A 25,047-nucleotide genomic window follows, 5' to 3' on the forward strand; every position below is an offset into this window, starting at 1 on the left:
GGCCAGGCCACGGCCTGTACGCCGCGATCCAGAGCCTCTCCCATGGCCCTTTCCGGGCGCTCTGTGGAAAAGCTGTGGATAGTGGGGATAACTTCCGGCCGGAGGCGGCATCCGGCCCGCGGGTGCCTCATTGTCAGAGCTTCCGGGTAGTACTGGACGCGTGGCGGTTCTGTTTAGGATCCGCAAACAGGATGGATCACCGGGCGCCTGGCCCGGCACAAATGGAGGACGGCAGCTTTGACAATCGCGCATCTGGACCCGGTGGAAGCGACCCGCGGATCGGACGCGAGCCGGAAACCTCCCCAGGACATCCCCGCGGAACAGTCGGTCCTGGGCGGCATGATGTTGTCCAAGGACGCCATTGCTGATGTCGTGGAGATCCTCCGGGGCCAGGATTTCTACCGCCCGGCCCACGAGACCATTTATGAGGCCATCATCGACCTCTACGGACGCGGGGAACCGGCGGACGCCGTCACGGTGTCGGACGAACTGACCAAACGCGCCGAAATCAACAGGATTGGCGGCCCTGCCTATCTGCACGAGCTCATCCAGACCGTACCTACGGCGGCCAACGCCGGGTACTACGCCGAGATCGTCGCCGAACGGGCCGTACTGCGCCGGCTGGTCAACGCCGGCACCAAGATCGTCCAGTTGGGCTACGGCTCGGACGGCGAAGTGGAAGACCTGGTGAACCAGGCGCAGGCCGAAGTCTACGCCGTGGCGGAACGCCGCACCGCGGAAGACTACGTGGTCCTCAAGGACGTCATGGAATCCACGGTGGATGAAATCGAGGCGTCCGGCCACCGCGGCGAGGGCATGACCGGTGTGCCTACCGGCTTCTACGAACTCGATGAGCTGACCCACGGCCTCCACCCGGGGCAGATGATCGTCATCGCGGCCCGCCCCGCCGTGGGTAAATCAACCTTCGCCCTGGACTTCGCACGGTCCGCGGCCATCAAGAACAACCTGTCCACCGTCATGTTCTCCCTGGAAATGGGCCGGAACGAGATCGCCATGCGCCTGCTGTCCGCCGAGGCCACCATTGGCCTGCAGGACCTCCGCAAGGGAACCATCAAGGACGAGCAGTGGTCCAAGATCGCCACCACCATGGGCAGGATGAATGATGCCCCGCTGTTCATCGACGACAGCCCCAACATGTCCCTGATGGAAATCAGGGCCAAGTGCCGGCGCTTGAAGCAGCAGCACGACCTCAAGCTGGTCATCCTCGACTACCTGCAGCTGATGAGCTCAGGCAAGAAGGTGGAATCGCGCCAGCAGGAAGTGTCCGAGTTTTCCCGTGCGCTCAAACTCCTCGCCAAGGAACTCCAGGTGCCCGTGATCGCACTGTCCCAGCTGAACCGTGGCTCGGAACAGCGCCAGGACAAGCGGCCCATGGTCTCTGACCTCCGCGAGTCAGGCTCCATCGAGCAGGACGCCGACATGGTGATCCTGCTGCACCGCGAGGATGTCTACGACAAGGAATCACCCCGTGCGGGCGAGGCGGACATCCTGGTGGCCAAGCACCGTAACGGCCCCACCAAGGACATCGTGGTGGCGTTCCAGGGCCATTACTCCCGCTTCGCCAACATGGCGGGCGACTCCGGGGGCGGCGGCTTCTAGGCTCCGTTCGCGGCGGTGGCTGCGGGAGCCGTGCCGGCCAGCAGGTGGTTGGGCAGCCGGTTTCCGGGCGCCGTTCCCCGGATCTCCAGGAGTTCGCGGGCGTGGGCGTGCAGCCGCTTGTCTTCGGCGCTGACCGGCACCCAGGGTGGTACGGGGACGGAGTTGCCGTCATCGTCGCGCGCCACCATCACGGTGAGGCAGTAGGTGGTGAGGCTAAGTTCGCGTCCCTTCGGGTCGCCGGAACGGACGTGGACGGCAATGTGCATGCCTTTGTTGCCGGTGTACACCAGCCGGGCCTCCACCTCCACCACGTGGCCGATCAGCAAAGGCCGGTAGAAGCGCACGCCGCCGGAGAAGACGGCCACGGTGTCCCGGCCGCAGTAGCGTGAGGCACACAGGTAGGCGGCCTCGTCGATCCACTTCATCACGATGCCGCCGTGGACCTTGCCGCCCCAGTTCACGTCGGTGGGGGCGGCCATGAACCGAAGCGTGACGCGTTCGGCGGTGCCGGCGTCCGTATATTCCTGGTGGTTCATGGCTTCCACGATCTGTTCGCGGACCTTGATCCTTGCCAGCGCATGGTCGCGCTGCTCAACCTCGGCGGGGGTGGCGGGCTCAAACTGGGGCACCGGGATGGGTTTGCCGTCCGCCCCTACGGCTACGAAGATCACCATGCACTGGCTGCGCATGGTGGCCGGGCCGCCTTTCGGATCCCCGGATGAGACCACGGTGCGGATATGCATCGAGGAGCGGCCGGTGTAGACGATGGTGGCTTCAACCTCCACCATGTCGCCGCTGTTGACCGGGTCGGCGAAGTGGATGTTTCCCACGTATGCGGTCACGCAGTAGGACTTGGCCCAGCCCACGGCCGCCGCGTACGCGGCCTTGTCCACCCATTCGAGCACCGTGCCGGCGTCCACGGAGCCGCTGTGCCCCACATCGGTGGGGGCGGCGAGGAAGCGGAGGGTCACGGAGTTGGGGTGGCCGGTCTCAGTCATGCTGCGATCATACTGAGGGCCCAGGTTACCGGCCGGTTCACGCCGCAGCGGCCTGGGCCGGCGTGCAGCCGCCCGGCGGAGCGCCGCTTAACGTCCGACGGCGGCCGGTCACCATGGCGTGGCCGGCCGCCGTGAGGCGTTTCGGGACGGAAGCGGACTAGGCCAGGACGGCCAGCCGTGAGGTGCGCCGGCCGAACAGCGCCCGGTCAATGGAGAGCCGGCCGGGGCCGGCCAGTGCCAGCGCGAAGGCTGCCGCGGCCAGGAGCAGTGCCAGTTCGTAGCCTCCGTTCGCCGCGAAGACACCTGCGGGAGCGTGGACCAGGAAGAGTGCACCGAGCATATCGAGGACCAGGAGGGCGGCCACCACGCGGGTGAGGACACCGAGGATCAGGGCTGCGCCGCCTGCCAGTTCAAGGACGGCGACGGCCGGGGCCATGACGTCCGCAGCGGGGACGCCCATCTTGGCGAAGGAGGCCTGGGTGCCGGCGATGGTCCATTCATTGAACTTCTGCCAGCCGTGGGCCGCGAAGAGGAAACCCAGGATGACACGCAGGACGGCAAGGGCAACTGTGGTCAGTCGTGACTGGTTCATGGATTCCACCCTTCCCCACATATGCTTGAAGAGTCAACAAAATCCGGACGATTGTGGTCTTTGTCATGCTCTCTTCCGGGGTCATTGCGCCCGGTTAAGCTGGCACGGTGCCAATAGATCCCTCATCCGCCGCCACGGCCCCTCCCCGGAGCCATTCCCGGGAGATACTCCGCCTCGCCGTGCCAGCCTTTGGAGCGCTGGTTGCCGAGCCGCTCTTCCTGCTGGCGGATTCGGCCATCGTAGGGCACCTCGGCGTTCCCCAGCTCGCAGGCGTGGGCCTGGCCTCGGCGGTGCTGCAGACCGTCGTCGGACTCATGGTGTTCCTTGCCTACTCAACCACCCCCGCCGTGGCCCGCGCCCTTGGCCAGGGCCAGGTGGGGAAGGCCTTGGCGGCCGGGCGCGACGGCGCCTGGCTGGCGCTGCTGCTGGGCCTGCTGCTGGCCGTGGCTGGATTCATCGCCGCGGAACCGCTCATCGGCCTGCTCGGCGCCGACGGCAGCGTGCGCAGCTTTGCCATCGACTACTTCCGCTGGTCCATGCCCGGACTCGTGGCCATGCTGCTGGTCTTCGCCGGGACCGGTGTGCTGCGCGGGTTGCAGGACACCAGGACGCCGCTGGTGGTGGCCACCGCGGGGTTCGGCGTGAATATCGTCCTGAATGTGTGGCTGGTGTACGGGCTGGGGTTGTCCGTGGTGGGTTCGGCGATGGGCACCAGCCTGGCGCAATGGGCCATGGCCGCCGTCTACCTGGTGATGGTGCGCAGGTACGCGGTCCGCCAGGGCGTCCCCCTGGTGCCCAGCTGGCGGGGCATCCGGAGCATGGCGCGCGTCGGGTCCTGGCTGATGCTGCGCACCCTCAGCCTGCGTGCGGCGATCCTGGCCACCGTGGTGGTGGTGACGGCGCAGGGTGAGGTCAACCTTGCCGCGCACCAGCTGGCCATGACCATCTTTTCCTTCCTGGCGTTCGCGCTGGATGCCTTGGCCATTGCCGCCCAAGCGCTGATCGGCAAGGAACTGGGCGCCTCCAATGCGGCCAAGGCCCGGGAGTTGACCAGGACCATGGTCCGTTGGGGAGCGGGGTTCGGGTTGGTGACGGGCGTGCTGCTCGCGGCGGTGGCCCCCTGGGTGGGGATCTTGTTCACCCCTGATGCCCGCGTGCAGTCGGTGCTCGCCGTTGCCCTGTGGGTGCTGGCCGCGGGCCAGCCCATCGCCGGATATGTCTTCGTCCTGGACGGGGTGCTGATCGGTGCCGGCGACGCCCGCTACCTGGCGCTGGCCGGTGTGGTGAACCTTGCTGCCTACCTGCCGCTGCTGGCGGCGGTGGCGCTCTCCGGTGGCCCGGGCGCTGCCGGGCTGGGGTGGCTGTGGGCTGCTTTCGCCCTGGGTTATATGGCGGCGCGCGCCGTCACCCTCGGACTGCGCGCCCGTTCAGACCGCTGGATGGTGCTTGGTCCAGCCTGAATATCGGCTGCGGGGTCCGGTTCTACCTTCCAGCTGCCCCCACTAAACTGGACCGGTGACGCAACCATCGATTCCCGCGGGCGCAGTTCCCGGAACCTCACCCCGCCCTGAACTCTGGAAGCCAATCCTGCTCCGTTCCGTGGTGGCGCTGGTGTTCGGCGCCGTAACGGTCTTCTGGACCTCCCCCTCCGTTGAGGTCATGGGCTGGGCGGGAGGACTCTACCTGCTGGCCGCCGGCGTCGTGTCCCTGCAAGCCATCCCGGCCGCCGGGTTTGCCCGGAACTCGGCTCCCGGCAAGCTGCTGTCCGCAGCGGGGTCGGCGCTTGCCGGCGCCGGTGTGGCGGTGATCCTGCTGCACAGCGACCTGCTGTTTGGTGTCATTGCCGCCTTGGGTCTCGGCGTGGCCGGGGTTCTTGAGCTGGCGTGCGGCCTGCGGCATCGGGGGCGGCACGTCCTGGCACGGGACTGGATCGCATCCGGGGCGATCGGGATTGGCACGGCAGTGCTGCTGCCGTTCTTCATCAACCTTGGTGCCCATGCGCTGCTGGGCGTGGCCGGCGGTGGCGCGATTATTTCGGGTGTGCTGTGGGTGCTTTCCGGCCTGACGCTGCGCCACGATGCCCGCGCCGGTGCCGTCAAGCCGTAAACTAGGAAGAGCGCCCTTCTACTAGTTGTAGAAATTTTGGTGCTACACCGCAATTCGTGAAACCAGGCCGGCCGCGTGCCGCCTGCAGGGAGGAACCACAGTGGCTGACCAGCATCCAGGAAAACCGCGCAAGCTGCGGACCTCGGTGAAGGGGCCGCTGATGTTCTCGGCGTTCTGGGCCGTCGTCGCTTTCGTTGCCGTGCTGATCTTCGCTTCCGGCGGCAGTGCGCGCGCGCCCCGCTTCGATCTCGCCTTCACCGCAGCCGGCATCGCCTTCATCGTCACCCTGGTGGTGGCCGCCATGTTGTCCATGAGCTACAAGGAAAACGCCGAACACCTCGGCAAGGGATCCGGCGTGAACCTCAGTTCCGCGCCCAAGCCCGGCCATGGTTTCGGTACGCCCACCAGCCAGGACCCCGAGGACGACACGGGCGGCACCCGGCACCAGGGATAGGCACGCTGCGGCGGAACGCCTAACCCGCCGCTGCCTGCCTGGCACGGTAGGCGGCAACGTGTGCACGGTTGGCGCAGTTGCCGGTATCGCAGTACCGCTTGGAGCGGTTCCGGCTCAGGTCCAGGACGGCAGCATCGCAGTCCTCCGATTCGCATGTCCGCAGGCGGTCCATTTCCTTGCTGCGGATCACATCCGCCAGGGCCATGGCCGCCTCGGTGCTCATCCTGTCCGCCAGCGGGGCCTCGGGAGCCGTGGCATGCAGGTGCCAGTCCCAACCGTCGTGCTTCATCAGCTGCGGGAGGGCGTTGGCGTCCCGCAACAGCCGGTTGACGGTGTCCACGGCGGCGTCCTCGCCCGCTGTCCACACCCCTGCCAGTAAGCCCCGCAACTGCCGGACGCTCTGCAATTCCGCGGCGTCCCGTGTCCTCGCCCCGGAAAAGCCCTCGGCCGCCAGGAAGCTGTCCAGGTCCCTGACCGAGGCCAACCCTTCCCTGCCATTCGCGGCCGTATTGATGAGGTTCACCACCGTGCGGAGGGCCACCTCCGTGTCAGGGGCGAAAACCATGTTGACTCCTTACAGTGCGGAAGCGTACTGTCATGACCATTACCCCACTTTACTCCTGACAGGAGGCGACGGTGCCTGCCGCCACGAACCACACTCACCCGCAAGCGCCCTTCAGGCGGCCCGGCTTCCTCGCCTCCGGGCTTGGCATCGCGCTTTTTTCCTCCGCTGTCTTCGGCCTGTCCGGGTCCTTTGCCAAAGCGCTCCTCGAAACCGGCTGGTCCCCCGGGGCGGCCGTCACCGCCCGGCTGACGGGCGCCGCGCTGATCCTCGCCCTGCCGGCAGTCTCCGCGCTGAAGGGCCGCTGGCACCAGTTGCGGGACAACTGGCTCACCATTGGGCTGTTCGGGCTGATCGGGGTTGCGGCCTGCCAGCTGTTCTACTTCAACGCCGTGGCCCGGCTGTCCGTCGGGGTTGCGCTGCTGCTCGAATACCTTGCCCCGGTGATCATCGTCCTATGGCTCTGGGCCGCAAGCCGGCGGCGCCCCCGGGTGCTGACCTCCGTCGGGACGCTGCTCTCCCTGGCCGGGCTGATACTGGTCCTTGACCTCACCGGCGCCGTCAAGGTTGATCTGGCAGGCGTCCTGTGGGGCATGGCGGCCGCCGTCTGCCTGGCCATCTACTTCTTCATCACCGCAAAGGAAAACGACACCCTGCCGCCCATCGTCCTGGCCTCGGGCGGACTCCTGGTGGGTGCAGCCGTCATGTGGCTGGCGGGTGCCACGGGCGTGCTCCCCATGGCATTCAGCACGGCGGACACCCGCCTGGGCCCCTGGACCATGCCATGGTGGGGGCCGCTGGCGGGTTTGGTGGTGCTGGCCACTGTCCTGGCCTACACCTCAGGCATCATGGCGGCCCGGGCCCTGGGCTCCAAGGTGGCATCTTTCGTGTCGCTGACCGAGGTGCTGTTCGCCGTCGTCTGGGCGTGGCTGCTGCTGGGCGAGCTGCCGGGCGCCATCCAGCTGCTGGGCGGCGTGCTGATCGTCGGCGGCGTCATCCTGGTGCGGCTCGACGAGCTCCGCGCCGCGGCCGCGGACGGGGAAGCGCCCGGGGCTCCCATGCCGGCGTCGGCCCTGGAGCACGCGAACGACGTCGAACCCGTGCCGTAGCCGCTGCCGTCCAGGGGAACCCATGCCTTAAAGGACAACGGCCCGGGCACCTTGCGGTGCCCGGGCCGTCCGGGCGGCACATCGTGCCGCCCAAGGCATTAGCCGTTCGAGGCCTGGCTCTGCTGCTCAGCATTGCGCTTGGCCTTGCTGCCGGCCTCTTTCAAGGCCTCGGCAACCTTGGTCAGCAGCGTGGAGTGCTGGCCATCCCATTCGCTCTTGAACTTGTCCGCGTCCGGGCCCTTCCAGTCGGTCCCGTGCAGAAGTTTGGTAAGTGTGGATTTCTGCGTCTCGATCTCGGACGCCCCTGCCTGAAGCTTGCTGCCGAGCTGGCGAAGCTGCTCAACGTCTGCACCCCAAATAGCCATCAGTTTCTCCTTGTTAGAACGTGGATCCGAACCTGGTCGGCATCCCCAGCGGCCCCCCGGCTCATCCGGAAGATCCATTGCCTAAAACCTACCCCGGTCCGTAAAACGGTGTCGATGGGCAGCCCTGCCCATGCAGGCCTCCCCATGGCGCCGTGGCTGGATCCGGTAAAAAAAGGGGTCGATCCCAGGCGTTCGAAGAGCCTAGCATGGCGGTATGTGCCGGAATATCCGAACCCTTCACAACTTTGAACCGCACGCCACGTCGGAGGAAGTCCATGCTGCCGCATTGCAGTATGTCCGCAAGATCAGCGGCAGCACCAAACCGTCCAAGGTCAACCAGGAAGCCTTTGACGATGCGGTGCACGAGATTGCGCACATCACGCAGCACCTGCTCGACGCCCTGGTGACGCAGGCGCCGCCGAAGGACCGTGAGGCCGAAGCGGCCAAGGCCAGGGCGCGCGCGTCCGTGCGGTACGGTACCGCCTGAGGTTCACTGCCCCGGTTTTCCGAAGCTGCGCAACCGCAGCGAGTTGGCAACCACCAGGACGGAGCTGGCGGCCATCGCGGCTCCGGCAACCATAGGGTTGAGCAGGCCGAAGGCCGCCACCGGGATGCCCACCGCGTTGTAGAAGAATGCCCAGAACAGGTTGGCCTTGATGGTGGCCAGGGTCTTCCGGGACAGCTCGATGGCCTGCGCCACTTGGGCCAGGTCGCTGCCCATGACGGTCAGGTCGGCGGCCTCGATGGCAACGTCGGTTCCGGACCCCATGGCAATCCCCAGATCCGCCTGCGCCAGGGCGGCGGCGTCATTTACGCCGTCGCCGGCCATGGCCACCGTGGCACCGCCGGCCTGGAGTTTGCGCACCGCTTCGACCTTTCCTTCGGGCAGGACGCCGGCGTGGACATCGTCCGCGGCGATGCCGACGGCGGCGGCCACCCGGGCGGCGACCGCGGCATTGTCCCCGGTCAGCAGGATGGGCCGCAGGCCCAGCGCCTTCAACCGGGCGACGGCGGCCGCGGAACCTTCCTTGACGGTGTCCCGGAGGCTGATGATTCCGGCCGGCATGCCGTCCACCGCGACGCAAACAGCCGTGGCACCGCTTTCCTCGGCGGCCATCAGGTTTACCTGCTGGGCGGGGTCCAGGATGATGCCGTTCTGCTCCAGCCAGCCGCTGCGCCCCGCCAACACAAACCTGCCCTGCACGGTTCCGGATACCCCGCCGCCCGGGGCGGAACTGAACCCTTGCACCGGCGGCAGGCCGTCGTCGTCCGTTGTGCCTGCAGGATCCAGGGCGGAAGCCGCGGCCGCAACGGCCCGGCCCACCGGGTGCTCGGAGGCGCGGCCTCGACGGCGCCGGCGAGCCGGAGGATTCCACCCCGGGTGAACCCGGGGAATGCCAGCACGGCGTCTACGGCCAAGGCGCCGGTGGTGACCGTGCCGGTCTTGTCCAGCAGGATGGTGTCCACGGTGCGGGTATCCTCCAGGACCTGCGGGCCCTTGATCAACAGGCCCAGCTGCGCTCCGCGGCCGCTGCCCGCCAGCAGGCCGACCGGGGTGGCCAGGCCCAGGGCGCACGGGCAGGCAATCACCAGCACGGCGACGGCCGCCGTGAAGGCCTGTCGAAGGTGGCCGCCGTCCGCGTCCGGGCCGGCGAGCAGGAGCCACAACACGAACGTGAGGGCGGCAATGGCCAGGACCACCGGAACGAAGACGGCGCTGATGCGGTCCGCGAGGCGGGCAATAGGTGCCTTGCCGGTCTGGGCCTGGGATACCAGGCGGGCCATCTGGGCCAGGGTGGTCTGAGACCCCACCCGGGTTGCCCGGACCAGCAGACGCCCGGAAGTGTTGATGGTGGCGCCGGTTACGCGGCTGTCCGGGGCCACCTCCACGGGAACGGACTCGCCCGTGACCAGCGACGTGTCCACGGCGGAATCGCCCTCGATGACCACACCGTCGGTGGCGATCTTCTCGCCCGGGCGGACCACCAGGACGTCGCCCACCTGCAGGTGGTCCGCGGGGATCTGCTGTTCGCGTCCGCCGCGCAGGACCGTGGCGTCCTTGGCGCCCAGGTTCAGCAGGGCCTGGAGCGCGTCGCCGGCCTTGTGCTTGGCGTTGGCCTCCAAGTAGCGGCCGAGGAGCAGGAAGGTGGTGACCACGGACGCCACCTCGAAGTACAGGCCGCCGGACATGGCCTCCATGCCCGGGTGCTCCGTCATGCCGGGGTCGGCCACCAGCTGCCAGGCCGAGAAAAGGTAGGCGGCGGCGACGCCGAGCGACACCAGGGTGTCCATGGTGGATGCCAGATGCCTGGCGTTGACTGCGGCCGCGCGGTGGAAGGGCCACGCCGCCCAGGTAACCACGGGAAGCGACAGCAGGGCCGCCGCCCAGCCCCAGTTGGGGAACTGGAACGCCGGGACCATGCTCACCAGGAAGACCGGAACGGTCAGGACGGCGGCGAGGATGAGGCGGGGGCGAAGCTGTGCGGCGGCGTGTTCGACGCTGGGTTCCGCCGTGCGCGGCACGCGGACGCTCGCTGTGTACCCTGCGGCGTTGACCGTGTCCACCAGCTGCTCGTCGGTGATGCCGTCCGGGGCCGTCACGTAGGCCTGCTCCAGCGGGAGGTTGACCGCGGCTGCCACGCCGTCGAGCTTGCCGAGTTTCTTTTCCACCCGGTTGACGCAGGAGGCGCACGTCATCCCCTGGATGTCCAGTTCCACCACGCGGGTGCCCGGCGGGTGCAGCAGTTCTTGGTGGCTCATGTCCGCTTTCCGGTATGGGAGGGGTTTTTCAGGCCTCGTTGGCGACCATCAGGTAGCCGGCCTCAGCCACGGCCTCCCCGAGGTCCTGGGGCGAGAGGCCGCCGCTGGACGTGATGGTCACGGTGGAGATGCCGCCGGCGTTGAGGTCCACCTTCACGGCTTGGACCCCGTCCAGGGCTTCGATTTCTTCGCTGACCGCGGATACGCAGTGGCCGCAGGTCATGCCCGAGACACTGATGGTGGTGATGGCGGGGGAGGTGGTGCTCATGGCGTGCTCCTTCTTTCTGGCCGGCGGTAGCCGGGGTGGGGTTCTGTGGTCAGCGAAGCAGGCGGCCGATGGCGTCGGCGGCTTCCTTCACCTTGGCGTCGATCGCCTCGGCGCGCGCGGCGGGGTCCGGTTCCGAGGCAGCGCCCACCACGCAATGGCCGATGTGTTCCTCGACCAGGCCCAGGCTGACGGCATGCAGGGCCTTGGTGACGGCGGAAACCTGGGTCAGGATGTCGATGCAGTACTTGTCTTCATCCACCATGCGCGCGATGCCCCGGACCTGGCCTTCGATGCGCTTCAGGCGCCGAAGGTAGGCCTCCTTGCTCCCCGTGTACCCGTGCTGGGGTGTTTCATCGCCGGCCGGGCGGGCAGTATCCACCGCCGCGGCAGCTTCTTCGGTAGGGTTCATGTACCCAAAACTATACCCCGTGGGGGTATCCGGCAAGTACCCCGTGGGGGTATTAATCCCCGAAGGGATTCCTGCGTGGCCGGCTGCTGAAAGGGCACAAAAAAGCTCCGGAGTGCGTTATTGGGGGATACGCACTCCGGAGCAGCATTTGGGCAGTTTCCCGTTTTCCACTTCCGCGGAACCGGCCTGCTTGAATCAGCTTACTGGCTGGTAGGGCACCGCGCCAGCTACGCGAATAACTACTTTCGCTTTACTTTAGGCGGTCACCCGGCGGGCTGTTTGCCTTTGGAATCCGCGGGTCACGGTACGTCCTCATGGGCTGGCATCCGATAGGGGACCACCAGGACGGGGCGGCTCTGGTGATGGCTGAGCCACGTGCCCGCCGAGCCGCTGAGGGTCTCCGAAAGGCGGTGCGAAAAGCCGCGCTCGGAGGTTCCCACGATGATCATCGGGGCGTCCAGTTCGGCGGCGAGCTGCCCCAGGGCGCGGGCCGGATCCCCGGCAAGCGTGCGGAGCGACCACTCCGGCGCGCCGCCGCCGGACGCCGCTTTGTCCACGGCAGCACGGATCAGGGCCTTCAGTTCGGTTGCAACGCCGCGGATGTCGCTGTCATCGTCCGGGTGCAGGGAGAGGCGGTGGGCGGATCGGGCAGGGTCCCACTCGACCAGGTAGCTGGCCTCATCCACGTAAGCGCATACCAGGGGCGCGGCCAGTCGGGCTGAAAGGTTGGCGGCGGTCTGGAGGACCTCGGGGTGCTGTCCGGGCGTAACGCCCACCAGCAGCGGTGCACCGTCAGCGTATTCCCACGTCATGCTGCCCATTGTCCGCCCGCGGGGTCCGGCGTCAACAGGTACCTTCGGCCTGTCGCATGGAGCCGTTCGCCCTGCGCTGTTGCCGGTTTCGGCGCTAGGCCGCTGCCGGGTAGGCAGTGACCACAACATTCTTGCCCCACGGATCTTCCGTGTAGCAACTGATCAGGACCAGCCGGTTGGGCACCATGTCCCAGACCGGGCTGTCCTTCAGGGTGGACTTCACGTAGGTGGTGACACTGTCCACCTTGTAGGTGATGGTGCCGGCAGCGGTTTCCACCTCAAAGCGGTCGCCCACGGCCGCCGTTGAACTGAGGTGGTTGAAGGGGGCGTCCGCGCCCTCCCAGCTGTGGCCGATCACGTAGGTGGTGTTGCCGGAGCCTTTGCCCGGGACTCCGAACGGTGTCAGCCAGTAGCCGTCCTTGGTGGCAGGCGGCTCGATGGTCCGGCTGGACTGGGCGGCGCCATCGAGGTCCAGGGGATGGATGGCTACATCGAAGTCAGCGGAGGGGTAGCGGATGTGGACGGGTTGCGCCGCAGCCGGAAGCTGGGGTCCTGCCGGGGCCGCCGAGCCCGGGATTGCGGCCGGTGACGCCTGGACAGGGGCGGACGTGGCATCCGGCGTGCCTGTTGACGCCATCGGGGCGGCCGCACTGCCGGACGGAACGGCGCCTGGCGTCATGGGGACCGTGACCGCGGAGCCGGTGTGGGACGCCGCGTGTCCTTGGGGGAACAACGGACTGCCAAAGGTGAACGACAGGAAGGCCACCACGCCGCAGGAGAGGATGGCCAGGTCGCCCCGGTTCACGCGCCGCCACGGCCGCCTGGCCCGGGCAGCATGCCGGCTCCGTTCCTGTGGCATGGCACTCCTCCTGCGTTGTTCGGTGGTGGAAGGAAGGCGTCCTGCCGGGCACTGGCAGGACGCCTTCCTTGTCGCGGGGCCGCTGCGAGCGGCCTGTCCCGGCTAGCCGGCGCTGTTCACGGAGCGGGACCGGCGGCGTACTGCCACCGCAGCTCCTGCGGCCGCCAGTGCCCCCACGCCGGCAAGCCATGCCGGGCCGCCGTCCCGGGCGTCAACCGCCGTCTGGGCGTTGAAGCCCTGGTTGGTTCCCACGCTGACTGGGGCTGCCACCGGAGCGGCCTGGGCTGCGGCCTGCGGGGACGCGGCAACCTGCTGGGCGGCAGCGGGCTGGGCCGGCGCGGCCGCAGCGACGACCGGGGCCGGCGGGTTGACCACCGGAGCCGCGGCCGGCGGCTGCACCACGGGCTGAGCGACGACGACGGGCGGATCGACGGCCGGCGGTGTGACCACGGGGGGAGCGACGACGACGGGCGGATCGACGACCGGCGGTGTGACCACGGGGGGATCGACGACGACCGGCGGTGTCACGACCGGTGGGGTCACCACGGGGGGATCGACGACGACGGGCGGATCGATGACCTCGCCCGGGGGCAGCGGCGCGCAATTGGCGACGTAGAGGATCTTTCCTGCGTTGGTCCAGTTCTTTCCCTGCGGAAGTTTGGGCGTTGGCGGGATGATGTCTTGTGCATGCTGGTCGTGACCGCCAATCCCGTTGACGTTGAACGACAACGGCGTCAGGCCGCCGCTTCCCTGATGGCAGACCACCACCTGGTCGGAGGCCGCCATGGCGGGTGCTGTGACGCTGAGCAGGCCCAGCCCCATCACCCCCAGTGTGGCTAAGGTGCGTTTCATGTTTTCTCCCCATATATATGTGTGAAACGGACCATGGTGGGGAAAGGCAGCGGTGACGCCAATGGCCCCAGCAGCACGGTCAGCTTGCGTGAGTTTTCAGGCTAGGGGCGCCCCCGAAGGCAGTCGCGAGTAGCGGCTACTCGTCTTTTCTGCGGCCGGGGCGGCCAGGTTACTTGCGGGTACCCTAAAAGCCGCACGGCCCACCTGCTTCCGCTGCAAAGCCTTGTCCGCCACCTGCGCCGCGCCTAACGTTTTAAGTGACGCAGGGAGGTGAACATGGAAATCTTCATGTGGTGGCTGGACCTGGACCTTGCAAGCAAAGAGTGGCTCCGGGAAAACCTCTATGCGGAGGAGTTGCCGCTTCCGGTACTCCAGGGCATTGCGGAGGCCGGCGGACCCCACCCCGGTAATCCGGCGGCCGTCCTTAACGCCGCCGACTGGGACTTCATCCAGACCCAATCGGAGTTCGTGGACTGAACGCCTGCGGGACCCTGGAAACCATTGCGCGCTGATCCCTCGGGTGGTTGCATGGTGCGCATGGCAACGGCGCAAACATTCCTCCTGGCGATCGGCACTAAAAAGGGACTCTGGCTGGCCACAAGCCAGGACCGGCAGGAGTGGTCTTTCACCGGGCCCCATTTCCTGATGGCAGAAATTCCCAGCATCGGGATCGATACCAGGGAGGGCCGCACCAGGATCATGGTGGGAGTCAGCAGCCCGCACTGGGGTCCCACGGTGGCGCACTCCGATGACCTCGGCGCCACCTGGACCGAGCCGGAGCACGGGGCCATCAGGTTCCCGGAGGATACGGGCGCGGCCTTGGAGCGCGTCTGGCAGATCTATCCGGACGCGGAGTCACGCCCCGGTGTGGTGTGGGCAGGAGCCGAACCCATCTCGGTGTGGAAGTCCACGGACGGCGGCGAGCACTTCGAGCTGAACCGCGGCTTGTGGGACCACCCCCACCGCAGCGAATGGGGAGCCGGCTATGGCGGGGCGGCGGCGCACTCGATCGTGGTCCACCCCGGAGGGGACACCGTCCACGTGGCCATGAGCACCGGCGGTGTTTACCGCTCGCTCGACGGCGGCACGTCGTGGGAAGCGCGCAACAAGGGAATCTCCGCGTACTTCATGCCGGATCCCAACCCCGAGTTTGGGCAGTGCGTGCACAAGATCGCGGCGGACGCGGTGGTGGACGGGCGCCTCTACGCGCAAAACCATCACGGGGTCTACCGGACGGACAACAATGCCGAGAGCTGGGACTCCATCGCCGAGGGCCTGCCGGCCGATTTCGGCTTCGTCATGCTGGCCCACCCGCGCAGGGCGGGGACGGCATGGGTGGTTCCGCTGAAGGCCGACGGCGAACGCATCCCGCCCGGGGGCCAGCTCGCCGTGCACCGGACGGACGATGCCGGGGACACCTGGACGAGGCTCGATGCCGGCCTGCCGGACAAGGAATACAACAGCGTGCTCCGGGATGCGGCGTCGGTGGACACGGCCGAGCCGGCAGGGGTGTACTTCGGCACCCGGGGAGGGGCCGTTTACGCGAGTGCGGATGAGGGCGGAACGTTCACGGAAGTGGCCACCCACCTGCCGGACGTCCTGTGCGTGCGGGCGGCAGTGGTGGCCGGTGCCTGACATTTCGTTGGTGCTTCCCAGCGTCCTGCAGCCCTTGGCCGGCGGGCAGTCCGTGCTGACTGCACCCGCCGACGGGCCGGTGACGGTGGGAAAACTCCTTGACTCGGTGGCCGCCGACTACGCCATCCTGGGCCGGCGGCTCCGCGACGAAACCGGCGCGCTGCGGCGGTTCGTCAACATCTACGTGGGTGGCGACGAGGTGCGGCGGCAGCAGGGCCTGGACACTGAAGTCGCGCCGGGCCAGGAGGTCCTGGTGATCCAGTCGGTGGCGGGCGGCTGAACGGCAGTGCCCGGTCGGCCTGGCGGCGGGCAGTCCTGACTGACTGCGCCCGCCGCCAAACGTCCGGTGCCTAGGCCACGCGCCACACGCTGCATTCGTCCGTATTGATGGCTTTCCGGACCCCCGTGATCCGGTCCAGGATCCAGACCACGCCGATCCCGGGGGCGGTTTCCTGGACGCTGCCGCGGCGGATCACCACGTCGTCGTAGGAGGGCCCCACCGAGAGGCGGGCTTCGATTTCGTCACCGCGGTGGAGCTGGTCCAGTGCGCGGACTCTGGTTACATGCGTGGTCGCCTTCTTCAACATCGCGGGGCCTCCTGGCTGGAGCTGGTGCCGGCTCTTGCCTGCGTTAACCAGTGTGGGCGCGGATTGTTGCGTGCCGGTTTCCTCGCGGTTAGGGCGCGGTTAGTTCTTCGCGCCGCGGCGGTTTCATGCCGCTGTTCCGCCCCGGTAGGCGGCCAGGAAGCTGGATATCCGGCGGACCGCTTCCTCGATGTCCAGCACCGAGGGGAGGATCACGAAGCGGAAGTGGTCCGGTGCGGGCCAGTTGAAGGCCGAGCCGTGGGAGACCAGGATCTTTTGGTCCCGGAGCAGGTCCAGGACGAACTGTTCGTCGCTCTTAATGGGGTAGAGCTCCGGATCCAGGCGGGGAAAGAGGTACATGGCGCCCGACGCCGGCACGCAGGTGACGCCGGGGATGGCCGTGAGCAGCTTGTGGGCGAGGTCGCGCTGTTCCCGCAGCCGGCCGCCCGGCTTCACCAGGGCCTCGATGCTCTGGTAGCCGCCCAGGCAGGTCTGGATGGCGTGTTGGGCGGGTACGTTGGCACACAGGCGCAGCGACGCGAGCAGTTCCAGGGCTTCGCGGTAACCGGCGGTAGCGGCCAGCGGCCCGGTGACGGCCACCCAGCCGGCCCGGTAGCCGGGCATCCGGTAGGCCTTGGACAGCCCGCTGAACGTCAGGCAGCAGATGTCCTCGGCAACCGCCGCGGTATGGATGTGCTGGGCATCCGCGTACAGCACTTTCTCGTAGATCTCGTCAGAGAACAGGACCAGGTTGTGCTTCCGGGCCAATGCCGCGAACTGCTCCAGGATGTGGCGCGGGTAGACGGCGCCGGTGGGGTTGTTCGGGTTGATGATCACGATGCCCTTGGTGCGGGCAGTGATCTTCGCTTCCACATCGGCCATGTCCGGCCACCAGTTCTCCGCTTCGTCGCAGAGGTAGTGCACCGGCTTGCCGCCGGTCAGGGTGACGGCGGCCGTCCACAGCGGATAATCCGGTGCCGGGACCAGGATTTCGTCGCCGTTTTCCAGGAACGCCTGCAGGCACATGTTGATCAGTTCGCTGACGCCGTTGCCGATCACGATGTCCTCGACGCCGATATTCATCAGGCCCCGGGTCTGGTAGTACTGCGAGATGGCGGTCCGCGCCGTGAAGATACCCTTGGAATCGCTGTAGCCCTGGGCGCCGCGGAGGTGGTGGATCATGTCCACCACCACGGACTCCGGCGCTTCCAGGCCGAAAGGTGCGGTGTCCCCAAGGTTCATCTTGAGGATCCGGTGGCCCTCGGCCTCCATGTTCTTGGCCGCCTGCAGGATCGGTCCCCGGAGTTCGTACCGGACGTTCTGGAGTTTGCTGGAATGTTGCATGGCGCGCATGGTTGATTTTTTCACACCCGCCGGTCCGCGGCGTGCGGCAGCCCACGTCGTGGACGCCTGCCGACCGAAGGCCACTTGTTCGATAAGTTGGATACTTGTAGTCCCACTTGTCCCGAACCGGGCATCAGTCGCGGGACCGGAAGGAAGTACCTCCTATGGGCGGAGTGCTCATCGGCCTCGCCGTGATCGGCGTCGTGATCGCCGTGGGCTACCTTGCTGCGCGCTGCGGCCTGGGCGACGAACCCACCATCATGGCACTGACCCGGACCGCCTTCTTTATCACCAACCCGGTGCTGCTCTTCACGGTGGTGTTGAAGTCGGATCTGTCAGTGGTCTTCTCCGCCTACGTACCGCTGGCCGTGATCACGGCCGCCGCCACCGCGTTGCTGTATGTGGCAGCCAGCCGGATCTGGTTTCCGCGGCCGCTTGCGGAGACGGCCGTCGGCGCGATGGCGGGGTCCTATGTCAACGCCAACAACATTGGCATCCCCATCACGCTCTACGCCTTGGGGGACGCCACACCTGTGGCCCCCGTGCTCCTGGTCCAGCTGCTCCTGTTCGCCCCGCTGGTCCTCACCCTGCTGGACCTCTCCGCCGCGGGACGGTTCTCTCCCCGGCTGATGCTCACCCAGCCCTTCCGGAACCCCATGATCATCGCCTCGCTCCTGGGCGTGGTCCTGGCCGCGTTGCACGTGGAGCTCCCGGCCCCGGTGATGGCCCCGCTGACGCTCCTGGGCGGGGCGGCCGTCCCGGTGGTGCTGCTGGCATTCGGGATGTCCCTGCGCGGAACCACCATGCTTCGAAGTGCCGGCCACACCCCCGAAATCCTTACTGCCACGGCACTGAAGTCAGCAGTGATGCCCGTGGTGGCCTTCGTCGTCGGACGCTTTCTGTTCAACCTTGACCATCACATGCTTCTGGGCGTGGTGCTCATGGCGGCACTTCCTTCGGCGCAGAACGTGTTCCTGTTTGCCAGCAAGTACGGCCGGGGCGTGGCCGTGGCACGGGAAACCATCCTGCTGTCCACTGCCGCCGCGGCGCCGGTGCTGGTGCTGATCGTCTGGCTTTTGGCCGCCTGAAACCGTGCCGCCCTACCGTCGAGGGGTGCGGCCGGGCAAGAATGGGCGCTATGGAACTTCCCGTGATGCCGCCCGTCCCGCCCATGCTCGCCAAGGCCGTCAGCGGCATCGATGGCATTCCAGGCGGCGGGGACCTCAGCTACGAGCCCAAATGGGACGGCTTCCGGTCCATCATCTTCAGGGATGGGGACGACCTGGAGATCGGTAGCCGCAATGAGAAACCCATGACCCGGTACTTCCCGGAACTGGTGGCCGCCCTGAAGGAGAACCTGCCGCCCCGCTGCGTGGTGGACGGCGAGATCATCCTGGTGGGCGCCTCCGGAGACCGGCTCGATTTCGATACCCTGCAGCAGCGCATCCACCCCGCCGCCAGCCGGGTGAAGCTGCTGGCCCAGCAGACACCTGCCTCCTTCGTGGCCTTCGACCTCCTGGCCCTGGGCGATGACGACTACACCGGCCGGCCGTTCTCGGAGCGGCGGGCAGCCCTGGAGAAGGCGCTCGCGGGCAGCAGCGCGCCCGTCCACCTGACGGCAGCCACTACGGACAAGGACACCGCCGCGCAGTGGTTTGAGCAGTTCGAGGGGGCGGGCCTGGACGGTATCGTGGCCAAGCGGCTGGAGGGCCGCTACGAACCTGACAAGCGCGTGATGTTCAAGGTCAAGCACGAACGGACCGCTGACTGCGTGGTGGCCGGCTACCGGCTCCACAAGAGCGGGCCCGACGCCATCGGTTCCCTGCTGCTGGGCTTGTACAAGGACGACGGCGGCCTGGCCAGCGTGGGCGTGATCGGCGCCTTCCCGATGAAGCGGCGCAAGGAATTGTTCGACGAGCTCCAGCCGCTGGTGACGGACTTCGACCACCACCCATGGGCCTGGGCCAAGCAGGAGGAGGGTGAGCGGACGCCGCGGAACGCCGAGGGCAGCCGCTGGAGCGCCGGCAAGGACCTGTCCTTCATCCCCCTGCGGCCCGAGCTCGTGGTGGAAGTCCGCTACGACCACATGGAGGGCGAGAGGTTCCGGCACACCGCGCAGTTCAATCGCTGGCGCCCGGACCGGGACCCGGAATCCTGTACCTACGCCCAGCTCGAGGAGCCGGTGAACTTCGACCTCGCTTCGGTGCTGGAGACCGGCCGGCCGTAGCAGACTGCTGCGGAAGCAGCCCACCTTTATCAAAGGAAAGCCCGCCATTTGGGGGAATGGCGGGCTTTCCGGCTCTAAAACCGGGCTGGTGTGACGCTTTCGGCGCCTATTTCACGCCCAGCAGCCTGGTGGGGGTGCGGAAGGACTCCCTGGCAGTCAGGGCCGAGACGGCGGCGATGGCGCAGATGATGCCGGTGAAGACGGAGATCTGAACCCAGCCGCCGGGCTGGATGCCGCCCATGGCCGCAACGATGGCGGGGGCGAAGCCTGCCATCAGGAAGCCGAGCTGCGTGCCGATGGCCAGGCCGGAGAAGCGGACTTTGGTGCTGAACATCTCGGCGTAGAAGGATGGCCAGACGGCGTTGGCTGCCGCGTAGCCTCCGGAGAAGTAGCCAATGGCGGCCAGGAACATCAAGGGGATGCTGCCGGACTCCAGGCTGAGCAGGAACACCGGCGTGAGGATCGCGCTGGCCACGGCGCCGTAGATGAAGACGGGCTTGCGGCCGATCTTGTCCGCCAGCATCCCGAAGAGCGGCTGCGTGCCCAGGGCCACCAGGTTTGCACCCACCACGAGCCACAGGGTGGTGGTGCCGTCGACGCCGGCCACGGTCTTGGCGTAGCTGATGGCAAGCGTGCCGAACACTGTGGACACGGCGGCGATGAACGCGCAGCAGATGACGCGGAGGACGTCGCGCCAGTGGCCCTTGAGCAGGTCGGCGACGGGCAGCTTGGCGATCTGGGCGGTCTTGCGGGCTTCTTCGAAGGCGGGCGGTTCGTGCAGGGTGCGCCGGATCAGGAACGCCACAACCACCACAACGGCACTGAGCCAGAACGGGATGCGCCAGCCGATGCCGAACTTGATCTCATCCGGCAGGGCCAGGACAGGGATAAAGACGAGTGCGGCGAGGATTTGGCCGCCTTGGGTGCCGGTAAGGGTCCATGAGGTAAAGAAGGAGCGGCGGTTGTCCGGGGCGTGCTCGAGCGTCATGGAGGAGGCGCCGGCTTGCTCGCCTGCGGCCGAAAGGCCCTGGCAGAGGCGGGCCAGCACCAGAAGGACGGGAGCCCACCAGCCGACGGTCTTGAAGTCCGGCAGGCAGCCGATCACGAAGGTGGAGGCGCCCATCAGCAACAGCGTAAACATCAGTACCTTGCGGCGGCCCACGCGGTCGCCGAAGTGGCCCAGGATGATGGCGCCCACCGGCCGGGCCACGTAGGCGAAGCCGAACGTCGCAAAGGACATGATCGCGGCATTCGTGTCGGCGTCGGGGAAGAAGACCTTGGGAAAGATCAGTGCGGCTGCGGAGCCGAAGATGAAGAAGTCGTAATACTCGACGGCGCTGCCGAGGAAGCTGGCAAGGGCTGCCTTCTTGGGCGTCCCGCCGGAGGTGAGGGCACCCGCCCCGGCGGACGGAAGTGTCTGGCTCATGGTGTTCCTTTGGTGTGACGACATTGTCGCGGATGGATCTGGTGGTCGCAGCCGCCGCTGCCTGGGTGCGGGCGGCGCGATGCGGCTGGAGTCCGGAAAGACCCGGCAATTCGTAGCCACATGGTGAGAGCTACTTTTGCGATACAGAAACTATGACTGTGAGCGCAGTCACTTGTCAAGAAAATACTCACGATCTAGAAATAGCTCTCACATTGTGGCAACATCGAAACATGAGTGTGAACCAAGCCACAGTGGCCGGCGATGAATCCACTGTTCCAGGACCGACTGTCCCCGACCAGGCGCCCGTCAATGCTTTGCCTCCCGAACCCAAGGCCGCCACCAAGGCGGCCGAGCGCCCGGACATGGTGGGCAAGGCCCTCAGCCTGCTGGTCCTCCTGGGGGACGAACCCCGCGGTGCAAGCGCCGCCGACATCTCGCGGCGCGCGGAGCTGCCGTTCAGCACAACGTACAGGCTGCTGGGGTCGCTGGCGCGCGACGGTTTCGTTGATTATGAGCCGGAGGGCCGCCGCTACCACTTGGGCTTGCGGATCTTCCAGCTCGGCCAGCGGGTCTCCAACCATCACGGCTTCGCCGGCACCGCCCTGCCCATCCTGCGGCGGGTGACCGAGCGGACGGGGGAGGCCACCATCCTCAGTGTCCGCAACGGCCTCCACCACCTGACGGTCAGCAAGGTGGACGGCCCGCAGATCTTCCGGGTCACCAGCGACCCCGGCCACCTGGGCTCACTCTCCACCACTGCCGTGGGGAAGGCCCTGGTGGCTTTCGCCGACGATGCGGAACGCGAGCGGCTGCTCTTGGAGCTTCCGCTGGAAGCCCTCACCGAACGTTCCATCACGGACCGCGATGCCTTCCGCAGGGAAATCGACGAAGTGCGCCGCCGCGGCTACGCGGTCATGGACGAAGAGAATGAGGCCGGCATGCGCGCCGTGGCCGTCCCGCTGCTCAACAGCCAAGGGCACGCCTTCGCCTCATTGGCCACGGCAGTCCCCGTGTTCCGCCTCAGCCTTGAAGAGCTGGAGGCACACGTTCCCGTCCTGCAGGAGGCGGCCGCAGAGCTGGCTGACCGCCTGCCCCAGCGCGGCTGACCGCCTCGAGCCGCGCCAACCAACCCTGCAAGCCATCAAAATGTTCGTATCTCGAACTAGAGTGCGCAAGGTGAACAATTGCTGTATTGTAATCCCTGTCACCGGACAAGCCGCTCCCCGCGTGGAGGCAGCTCTCCGGTGCCGTTACCAAAGGAGCTGCACGGATGAGTCATCGAACTGAGTCCTACCTCGTGGGACTGGTCGGAGACGGCGTCACGCCATCACTCACCCCTCCCATGCATGAACGCGAAGGGGACGTGCAGGGCCTGCGCTACCTCTACCGGCCCATTGACCTCCTCGATCTGGGCTTGCCCGGCGAATCCGTCGGCACCATCCTGCAGAGCGCACGCACCCTGGGCTTCAACGGCCTGAACATCACCCACCCGTGCAAGCAGCTCGTCCTGGAACACCTGGATGAGGTCTCCCCGGACGCCCGCCGCCTGGGTGCCGTCAACACCGTGGTCATCCGGGACGGCCGCTTCATCGGGCACAACACCGATTTCTCCGGTTTCGCCGCCGCCCTGGCATCCGGCCTCCCCGGAGCCCGCCTGGACCGCGTCGTGCAGCTGGGCGCCGGCGGCGCCGGATCCGCCGTCGCCTATGCCCTGCTCACCGCCGGCGTGCGGACCCTTGACCTCGTCGACATGGACCCTGCCCGGGCAGCTGCCCGGGCCGCCGAGCTGCAGGGCTTCTTCCCGGACAGCACCATCACGTCAGGGACGCCGGGGGACCTGCCGCGGCTGATGCCGCTGGCCGACGGGCTGGTGCACTGCACCCCCGTGGGAATGGCCGCCCACCCAGGCCTCCCGCTGGACCTGGGCCTGCTGGAGCAACGCCACTGGGTGGCGGACATCGTCTACCGTCCCATCGAGACCGAACTGGTCCGTGGGGCCCGCGCCAAGGGCTGCGAGGTCCTGGACGGCGGCCGGATGGCCGTGGGACAGGCAGCGGATGCCTTCCGGATCTTCACCGGCCAGGACGCGGACCCGGACCGGATGCGGGCACACTTCCTGGAGCTTGTAGCCGCCGAGGAGGTGGCGGCCTGATGCGTACGGGAATCGCCACGGTCTGCCTGTCCGGGACGCTGAAGGAAAAGATGCAGGCCTGCGCGATCGCCGGGTTCGACGGCATCGAGATTTTTGAGCAGGACCTGGTCACGTCGCCCCTCAGCCCGGAGGACGTGCGGAAAATGGCGGCCGACCTTGGCCTCGGCCTGGACCTCTACCAGCCGTTCCGGGACTTCGACGGCGTCACCCCGGACCTGCTCAAGGCCAACCTCCGGCGCGCCGAGGCGAAGTTCAAGCTCATGTCCCGCCTGGGCATGGACACCATCCTGGTGTGCTCCAACGTTGCCACGGCCACCATCGACGACGACGGCCTGCGTGCCGAACAGCTCGCCGAGTTGGCACAGCTGGCCGGGGACCACGGCGTCAAGGTGGCATACGAGGCACTCGCCTGGGGCAAGTACGTCAACGACTACGAGCACGCCTACCGGCTGGTGGAGACCGTGGACCACCCCAACCTGGGGACCTGCCTGGACTCCTTCCACATCCTCTCCCGGGACTGGGACACCTCCCACATCGAAGCCTTCAACCCGGACAAGATCTTTTTCGTCCAGGTGGCCGACGCCCCCAAACTCTCCATGGACGTGCTGTCCTGGAGCCGCCACTACCGGGTTTTCCCCGGCGAGGGGCAGTTCGAGCTGGCCAAGTTCATGGGCCACGTGGTCCGTGCCGGGTACACCGGCCCGGTTTCCCTGGAGGTCTTCAACGACGTCTTCCGGCAGTCCGACGTGGACCGCACAGCCGTCGACGCCATGCGGTCACTCATCTGGCTGGAGGAACAGAGCGCCAACTGGCTCGCTGACACCCCCGCGGCCGGCACCGAAGGCGCACCAAGCAACGGAGCCGCGCCCCGCCGTCGTTATCCCATGGAACTGGCCACCCTGCCCAAGGTCAACGAACCGGCCGGGTTCAACTTCGCCGAGGTCAAGGCGGACGATACCGCGCAGCTGGAGAAGCTCCTGGGCCAGCTCGGCTTCGCGTTCGAGGGGCGGCACCGCACCAAGGACGTCCAGCTCTGGAGCATGGGCCAGGCCCGCGTGATCATCAATGAACAGGCGGCCTCGCACGCCGAACCCGCCATCGCCGCGCTGGGGTTCGACGTCGATTCCCCCGTGATTGCCTCGGCCCGGGCCCAGCAGCTCAAGGCGCCCGTGGTGGCCCGCAAGGTCCAGGCGGACGAGGAAGTCTTCCAGGGCATCGCCGCCCCGGACTCCACCGAAATCTTCCTCTGCCAGGGCAGCCCGGACGGCACCGCCGCCTGGACCCACGAGTTCGGCGAAGGCCTCGAACACCCCTCCGCGGGCGCCCGGGCCGTGATTGACCACGTCAACCTCGCCCAGCCGTGGCAGCACTTCGACGAAGCCGTCCTCTTCTATACCAGCGCCCTGGCCCTGGAGCCCCAGCCGTTCGCCGAGGTGCCCAGCCCCAGCGGCCTGGTGCGCTCGCAGGTCATGCAGACCTCCAACGGAGCGGTGCGGCTGGTGCTCAACCTCGCCCCGGTGCAGCAGGCGCACGGCCAGAAAACGTACCAGGAACACATCGCCTTCGCCGTGGACGACCTCGTGGCCACGGCCCGCGCCGCCCGCGACAAGGGCCTCGAGTTCCTGCAGATCCCCGCCAACTACTACGAGGACCTGGACGCCCGGTTCGACCTTGAACCCGGATTCCTGGCCACGCTGCAGGAAGTCAACCTGCTCTTCGACCGGGACGCGGACGGGGAATTCCTGCATTTCTACACCGCCACCGTTGGCAGCGTGTTCTTCGAAATGGTGGAACGCCGCGGCAGCTACGACGGTTACGGCGCCCCCAACGCCCCGGTGCGCCACGCGGTTCAGTACGACTCACTGCACCGCACGTGAGCCAACCCAGACCACAGACACTGCAAACCCAACAGA

Annotated in this window: 26 protein-coding genes and 1 pseudogene; 14 read left to right on the forward strand and 13 right to left on the reverse strand. The window is 67.4% G+C overall.

Annotated features, from left to right (window positions below; genetic code table 11):
* The first annotated feature begins 237 nt into the window (after positions 1–237).
* A complete protein-coding gene (gene dnaB, locus AC4EEO_RS19350; RefSeq protein ID WP_109044819.1) occupies positions 238–1,620 on the forward strand; it encodes a replicative DNA helicase in 1,383 nt (460 codons plus the stop codon).
* On the opposite strand, the gene AC4EEO_RS19355 is transcribed toward dnaB, so the two are convergent.
* Both AC4EEO_RS19355 and AC4EEO_RS19360 read right to left on the reverse strand, forming a co-directional pair.
* On the reverse strand, positions 1,617–2,618 hold the full coding sequence (locus tag AC4EEO_RS19355) for an acyl-CoA thioesterase (RefSeq protein WP_018762873.1): 1,002 nt from the start codon (positions 2,616–2,618) through the stop codon (positions 1,617–1,619). The two genes, dnaB and AC4EEO_RS19355, sit on opposite strands and share 4 nt — an antisense overlap.
* A gap of 157 nt (positions 2,619–2,775) precedes the next feature.
* On the reverse strand, positions 2,776–3,210 hold the full coding sequence (locus AC4EEO_RS19360; protein WP_491339514.1) for a DoxX family protein: 435 nt from the start codon (positions 3,208–3,210) through the stop codon (positions 2,776–2,778).
* Between the two features lie 179 nt (positions 3,211–3,389).
* Here AC4EEO_RS19360 and AC4EEO_RS19365 point away from each other — a divergent pair, with 179 nt between their 5' ends.
* From AC4EEO_RS19365 to AC4EEO_RS19375, 3 genes are all read left to right on the forward strand, one after another.
* On the forward strand, positions 3,390–4,670 hold the full coding sequence (locus AC4EEO_RS19365) for an MATE family efflux transporter (protein WP_491339515.1): 1,281 nt from the start codon (positions 3,390–3,392) through the stop codon (positions 4,668–4,670).
* 55 nt (positions 4,671–4,725) lie between these two features.
* Positions 4,726–5,316 carry a hypothetical protein gene (locus AC4EEO_RS19370; protein ID WP_491339516.1) on the forward strand — a complete coding sequence of 197 codons (591 nt, stop codon included), beginning with the start codon at positions 4,726–4,728 and terminating at the stop codon, positions 5,314–5,316.
* 100 nt (positions 5,317–5,416) lie between these two features.
* Complete coding sequence (locus tag AC4EEO_RS19375) at positions 5,417–5,770, forward strand: hypothetical protein (protein WP_018762877.1); 354 nt, start codon at positions 5,417–5,419, stop codon at positions 5,768–5,770.
* A gap of 19 nt (positions 5,771–5,789) precedes the next feature.
* Here AC4EEO_RS19375 and AC4EEO_RS19380 read toward each other — a convergent pair whose 3' ends face one another.
* The gene (locus AC4EEO_RS19380; protein WP_285318981.1) at positions 5,790–6,335 is read right to left on the reverse strand and encodes a CGNR zinc finger domain-containing protein; all 546 of its coding nucleotides are present in this window, start codon (positions 6,333–6,335) and stop codon (positions 5,790–5,792) included.
* A gap of 71 nt (positions 6,336–6,406) precedes the next feature.
* On the opposite strand from AC4EEO_RS19380, the gene AC4EEO_RS19385 reads away from it, so the two are divergent.
* The gene (locus tag AC4EEO_RS19385) at positions 6,407–7,441 is read left to right on the forward strand and encodes an EamA family transporter (RefSeq protein WP_133832385.1); all 1,035 of its coding nucleotides are present in this window, start codon (positions 6,407–6,409) and stop codon (positions 7,439–7,441) included.
* Positions 7,442–7,539: 98 nt separating this feature from the next.
* Here AC4EEO_RS19385 and AC4EEO_RS19390 read toward each other — a convergent pair whose 3' ends face one another.
* Entirely contained in the window at positions 7,540–7,806 is a 267-nt protein-coding gene (locus tag AC4EEO_RS19390; protein WP_018762880.1) for a WXG100 family type VII secretion target, read from the reverse strand.
* 214 nt (positions 7,807–8,020) lie between these two features.
* On the opposite strand from AC4EEO_RS19390, the gene AC4EEO_RS19395 reads away from it, so the two are divergent.
* Positions 8,021–8,293, forward strand: coding sequence for a DUF2277 domain-containing protein (locus tag AC4EEO_RS19395; protein WP_018762881.1), 273 nt, complete (start codon positions 8,021–8,023; stop codon positions 8,291–8,293).
* A gap of 3 nt (positions 8,294–8,296) precedes the next feature.
* Here the strand turns inward: AC4EEO_RS19395 and AC4EEO_RS19400 are convergent.
* The 6 genes and pseudogenes from AC4EEO_RS19400 to AC4EEO_RS19425 form a co-directional block, all read right to left on the reverse strand.
* Positions 8,297–10,566, reverse strand: a pseudogene (locus tag AC4EEO_RS19400) (heavy metal translocating P-type ATPase).
* Between the two features lie 28 nt (positions 10,567–10,594).
* Positions 10,595–10,834: a heavy-metal-associated domain-containing protein gene (locus AC4EEO_RS19405; protein ID WP_018762883.1), complete on the reverse strand. Its 240-nt coding sequence runs from the start codon at positions 10,832–10,834 to the stop codon at positions 10,595–10,597.
* Positions 10,835–10,883: 49 nt separating this feature from the next.
* A complete protein-coding gene (locus AC4EEO_RS19410) occupies positions 10,884–11,243 on the reverse strand; it encodes a metal-sensitive transcriptional regulator (protein ID WP_491339517.1) in 360 nt (119 codons plus the stop codon).
* 299 nt (positions 11,244–11,542) lie between these two features.
* Positions 11,543–12,055, reverse strand: coding sequence for a universal stress protein (locus tag AC4EEO_RS19415; protein ID WP_491339518.1), 513 nt, complete (start codon positions 12,053–12,055; stop codon positions 11,543–11,545).
* Between the two features lie 94 nt (positions 12,056–12,149).
* Positions 12,150–12,914 (reverse strand): class F sortase, encoded by a 765-nt coding sequence (locus tag AC4EEO_RS19420; RefSeq protein ID WP_018762886.1) that lies wholly within the window; start codon positions 12,912–12,914, stop codon positions 12,150–12,152.
* A 102-nt stretch (positions 12,915–13,016) separates the two neighbouring features.
* Entirely contained in the window at positions 13,017–13,766 is a 750-nt protein-coding gene (locus AC4EEO_RS19425; RefSeq protein ID WP_491339519.1) for a hypothetical protein, read from the reverse strand.
* A 276-nt stretch (positions 13,767–14,042) separates the two neighbouring features.
* Here AC4EEO_RS19425 and AC4EEO_RS19430 point away from each other — a divergent pair, with 276 nt between their 5' ends.
* The 3 genes from AC4EEO_RS19430 to AC4EEO_RS19440 are packed head-to-tail and all read left to right on the forward strand — an operon-like array spanning position 14,043 to position 15,681.
* Positions 14,043–14,243, forward strand: a complete 201-nt coding sequence (locus tag AC4EEO_RS19430; protein WP_018762888.1) for a hypothetical protein — start codon at positions 14,043–14,045, stop codon at positions 14,241–14,243.
* A gap of 51 nt (positions 14,244–14,294) precedes the next feature.
* Positions 14,295–15,401: a WD40/YVTN/BNR-like repeat-containing protein gene (locus AC4EEO_RS19435; protein ID WP_491328937.1), complete on the forward strand. Its 1,107-nt coding sequence runs from the start codon at positions 14,295–14,297 to the stop codon at positions 15,399–15,401.
* Positions 15,394–15,681: a MoaD/ThiS family protein gene (locus AC4EEO_RS19440; RefSeq protein WP_026264908.1), complete on the forward strand. Its 288-nt coding sequence runs from the start codon at positions 15,394–15,396 to the stop codon at positions 15,679–15,681. The genes AC4EEO_RS19435 and AC4EEO_RS19440 overlap by 8 nt, the downstream gene beginning before the upstream one ends.
* A gap of 70 nt (positions 15,682–15,751) precedes the next feature.
* Here AC4EEO_RS19440 and AC4EEO_RS19445 read toward each other — a convergent pair whose 3' ends face one another.
* Both AC4EEO_RS19445 and AC4EEO_RS19450 read right to left on the reverse strand, forming a co-directional pair.
* Entirely contained in the window at positions 15,752–15,988 is a 237-nt protein-coding gene (locus tag AC4EEO_RS19445; protein ID WP_018762891.1) for a hypothetical protein, read from the reverse strand.
* 123 nt (positions 15,989–16,111) lie between these two features.
* Positions 16,112–17,338 (reverse strand): pyridoxal phosphate-dependent aminotransferase, encoded by a 1,227-nt coding sequence (locus AC4EEO_RS19450; RefSeq protein ID WP_018762892.1) that lies wholly within the window; start codon positions 17,336–17,338, stop codon positions 16,112–16,114.
* A gap of 155 nt (positions 17,339–17,493) precedes the next feature.
* Between AC4EEO_RS19450 and AC4EEO_RS19455 the strand changes: the two genes are divergently transcribed.
* Together AC4EEO_RS19455 and AC4EEO_RS19460 are read left to right on the forward strand one after the other, a co-directional pair.
* Complete coding sequence (locus AC4EEO_RS19455; RefSeq protein ID WP_018762893.1) at positions 17,494–18,417, forward strand: AEC family transporter; 924 nt, start codon at positions 17,494–17,496, stop codon at positions 18,415–18,417.
* 50 nt (positions 18,418–18,467) lie between these two features.
* On the forward strand, positions 18,468–19,556 hold the full coding sequence (locus AC4EEO_RS19460) for an ATP-dependent DNA ligase (RefSeq protein WP_387452945.1): 1,089 nt from the start codon (positions 18,468–18,470) through the stop codon (positions 19,554–19,556).
* Positions 19,557–19,662: 106 nt separating this feature from the next.
* Here the strand turns inward: AC4EEO_RS19460 and AC4EEO_RS19465 are convergent, their stop codons facing one another.
* The gene (locus AC4EEO_RS19465; protein ID WP_018762895.1) at positions 19,663–20,982 is read right to left on the reverse strand and encodes an MFS transporter; all 1,320 of its coding nucleotides are present in this window, start codon (positions 20,980–20,982) and stop codon (positions 19,663–19,665) included.
* Positions 20,983–21,212: 230 nt separating this feature from the next.
* Between AC4EEO_RS19465 and AC4EEO_RS19470 the strand changes: the two genes are divergently transcribed.
* The 3 genes from AC4EEO_RS19470 (at position 21,213) to AC4EEO_RS19480 (ending at position 25,011) form a co-directional block, all read left to right on the forward strand.
* Positions 21,213–22,088: an IclR family transcriptional regulator gene (locus AC4EEO_RS19470; RefSeq protein ID WP_491339520.1), complete on the forward strand. Its 876-nt coding sequence runs from the start codon at positions 21,213–21,215 to the stop codon at positions 22,086–22,088.
* 164 nt (positions 22,089–22,252) lie between these two features.
* Positions 22,253–23,134, forward strand: a complete 882-nt coding sequence (locus AC4EEO_RS19475; RefSeq protein ID WP_285318993.1) for a shikimate dehydrogenase — start codon at positions 22,253–22,255, stop codon at positions 23,132–23,134.
* Complete coding sequence (locus tag AC4EEO_RS19480) at positions 23,134–25,011, forward strand: bifunctional sugar phosphate isomerase/epimerase/4-hydroxyphenylpyruvate dioxygenase family protein (RefSeq protein WP_491339521.1); 1,878 nt, start codon at positions 23,134–23,136, stop codon at positions 25,009–25,011. The genes AC4EEO_RS19475 and AC4EEO_RS19480 overlap by 1 nt, the downstream gene beginning before the upstream one ends.
* Positions 25,012–25,047: the final 36 nt, after the last annotated feature.

The organism is Pseudarthrobacter sp. MOO13 (genome assembly GCF_058267655.1).

What these genes read in the sequence shown, in the direction of transcription:
- AC4EEO_RS19355 (WP_018762873.1), bottom strand. Translation starts at nt 2,618, where the DNA reads ATGACTGAGACCGGCCACCCCAACTCCGTGACCCTCCGCTTCCTCGCC.
- AC4EEO_RS19360 (WP_491339514.1), bottom strand. Translation starts at nt 3,210, where the DNA reads ATGAACCAGTCACGACTGACCACAGTTGCCCTTGCCGTCCTGCGTGTC.
- AC4EEO_RS19380 (WP_285318981.1), bottom strand. Translation starts at nt 6,335, where the DNA reads ATGGTTTTCGCCCCTGACACGGAGGTGGCCCTCCGCACGGTGGTGAAC.
- AC4EEO_RS19390 (WP_018762880.1), bottom strand. Translation starts at nt 7,806, where the DNA reads ATGGCTATTTGGGGTGCAGACGTTGAGCAGCTTCGCCAGCTCGGCAGC.
- AC4EEO_RS19395 (WP_018762881.1), top strand. Translation starts at nt 8,021, where the DNA reads ATGTGCCGGAATATCCGAACCCTTCACAACTTTGAACCGCACGCCACG.
- AC4EEO_RS19405 (WP_018762883.1), bottom strand. Translation starts at nt 10,834, where the DNA reads ATGAGCACCACCTCCCCCGCCATCACCACCATCAGTGTCTCGGGCATG.
- AC4EEO_RS19410 (WP_491339517.1), bottom strand. Translation starts at nt 11,243, where the DNA reads ATGAACCCTACCGAAGAAGCTGCCGCGGCGGTGGATACTGCCCGCCCG.
- AC4EEO_RS19415 (WP_491339518.1), bottom strand. Translation starts at nt 12,055, where the DNA reads ATGACGTGGGAATACGCTGACGGTGCACCGCTGCTGGTGGGCGTTACG.
- AC4EEO_RS19420 (WP_018762886.1), bottom strand. Translation starts at nt 12,914, where the DNA reads ATGCCACAGGAACGGAGCCGGCATGCTGCCCGGGCCAGGCGGCCGTGG.
- AC4EEO_RS19425 (WP_491339519.1), bottom strand. Translation starts at nt 13,766, where the DNA reads ATGAAACGCACCTTAGCCACACTGGGGGTGATGGGGCTGGGCCTGCTC.
- AC4EEO_RS19430 (WP_018762888.1), top strand. Translation starts at nt 14,043, where the DNA reads ATGGAAATCTTCATGTGGTGGCTGGACCTGGACCTTGCAAGCAAAGAG.
- AC4EEO_RS19435 (WP_491328937.1), top strand. Translation starts at nt 14,295, where the DNA reads ATGGTGCGCATGGCAACGGCGCAAACATTCCTCCTGGCGATCGGCACT.
- AC4EEO_RS19445 (WP_018762891.1), bottom strand. Translation starts at nt 15,988, where the DNA reads ATGTTGAAGAAGGCGACCACGCATGTAACCAGAGTCCGCGCACTGGAC.
- AC4EEO_RS19450 (WP_018762892.1), bottom strand. Translation starts at nt 17,338, where the DNA reads ATGCGCGCCATGCAACATTCCAGCAAACTCCAGAACGTCCGGTACGAA.
- AC4EEO_RS19455 (WP_018762893.1), top strand. Translation starts at nt 17,494, where the DNA reads ATGGGCGGAGTGCTCATCGGCCTCGCCGTGATCGGCGTCGTGATCGCC.
- AC4EEO_RS19460 (WP_387452945.1), top strand. Translation starts at nt 18,468, where the DNA reads ATGGAACTTCCCGTGATGCCGCCCGTCCCGCCCATGCTCGCCAAGGCC.
- AC4EEO_RS19465 (WP_018762895.1), bottom strand. Translation starts at nt 20,982, where the DNA reads ATGAGCCAGACACTTCCGTCCGCCGGGGCGGGTGCCCTCACCTCCGGC.
- AC4EEO_RS19470 (WP_491339520.1), top strand. Translation starts at nt 21,213, where the DNA reads ATGAGTGTGAACCAAGCCACAGTGGCCGGCGATGAATCCACTGTTCCA.
- AC4EEO_RS19475 (WP_285318993.1), top strand. Translation starts at nt 22,253, where the DNA reads ATGAGTCATCGAACTGAGTCCTACCTCGTGGGACTGGTCGGAGACGGC.
- AC4EEO_RS19480 (WP_491339521.1), top strand. Translation starts at nt 23,134, where the DNA reads ATGCGTACGGGAATCGCCACGGTCTGCCTGTCCGGGACGCTGAAGGAA.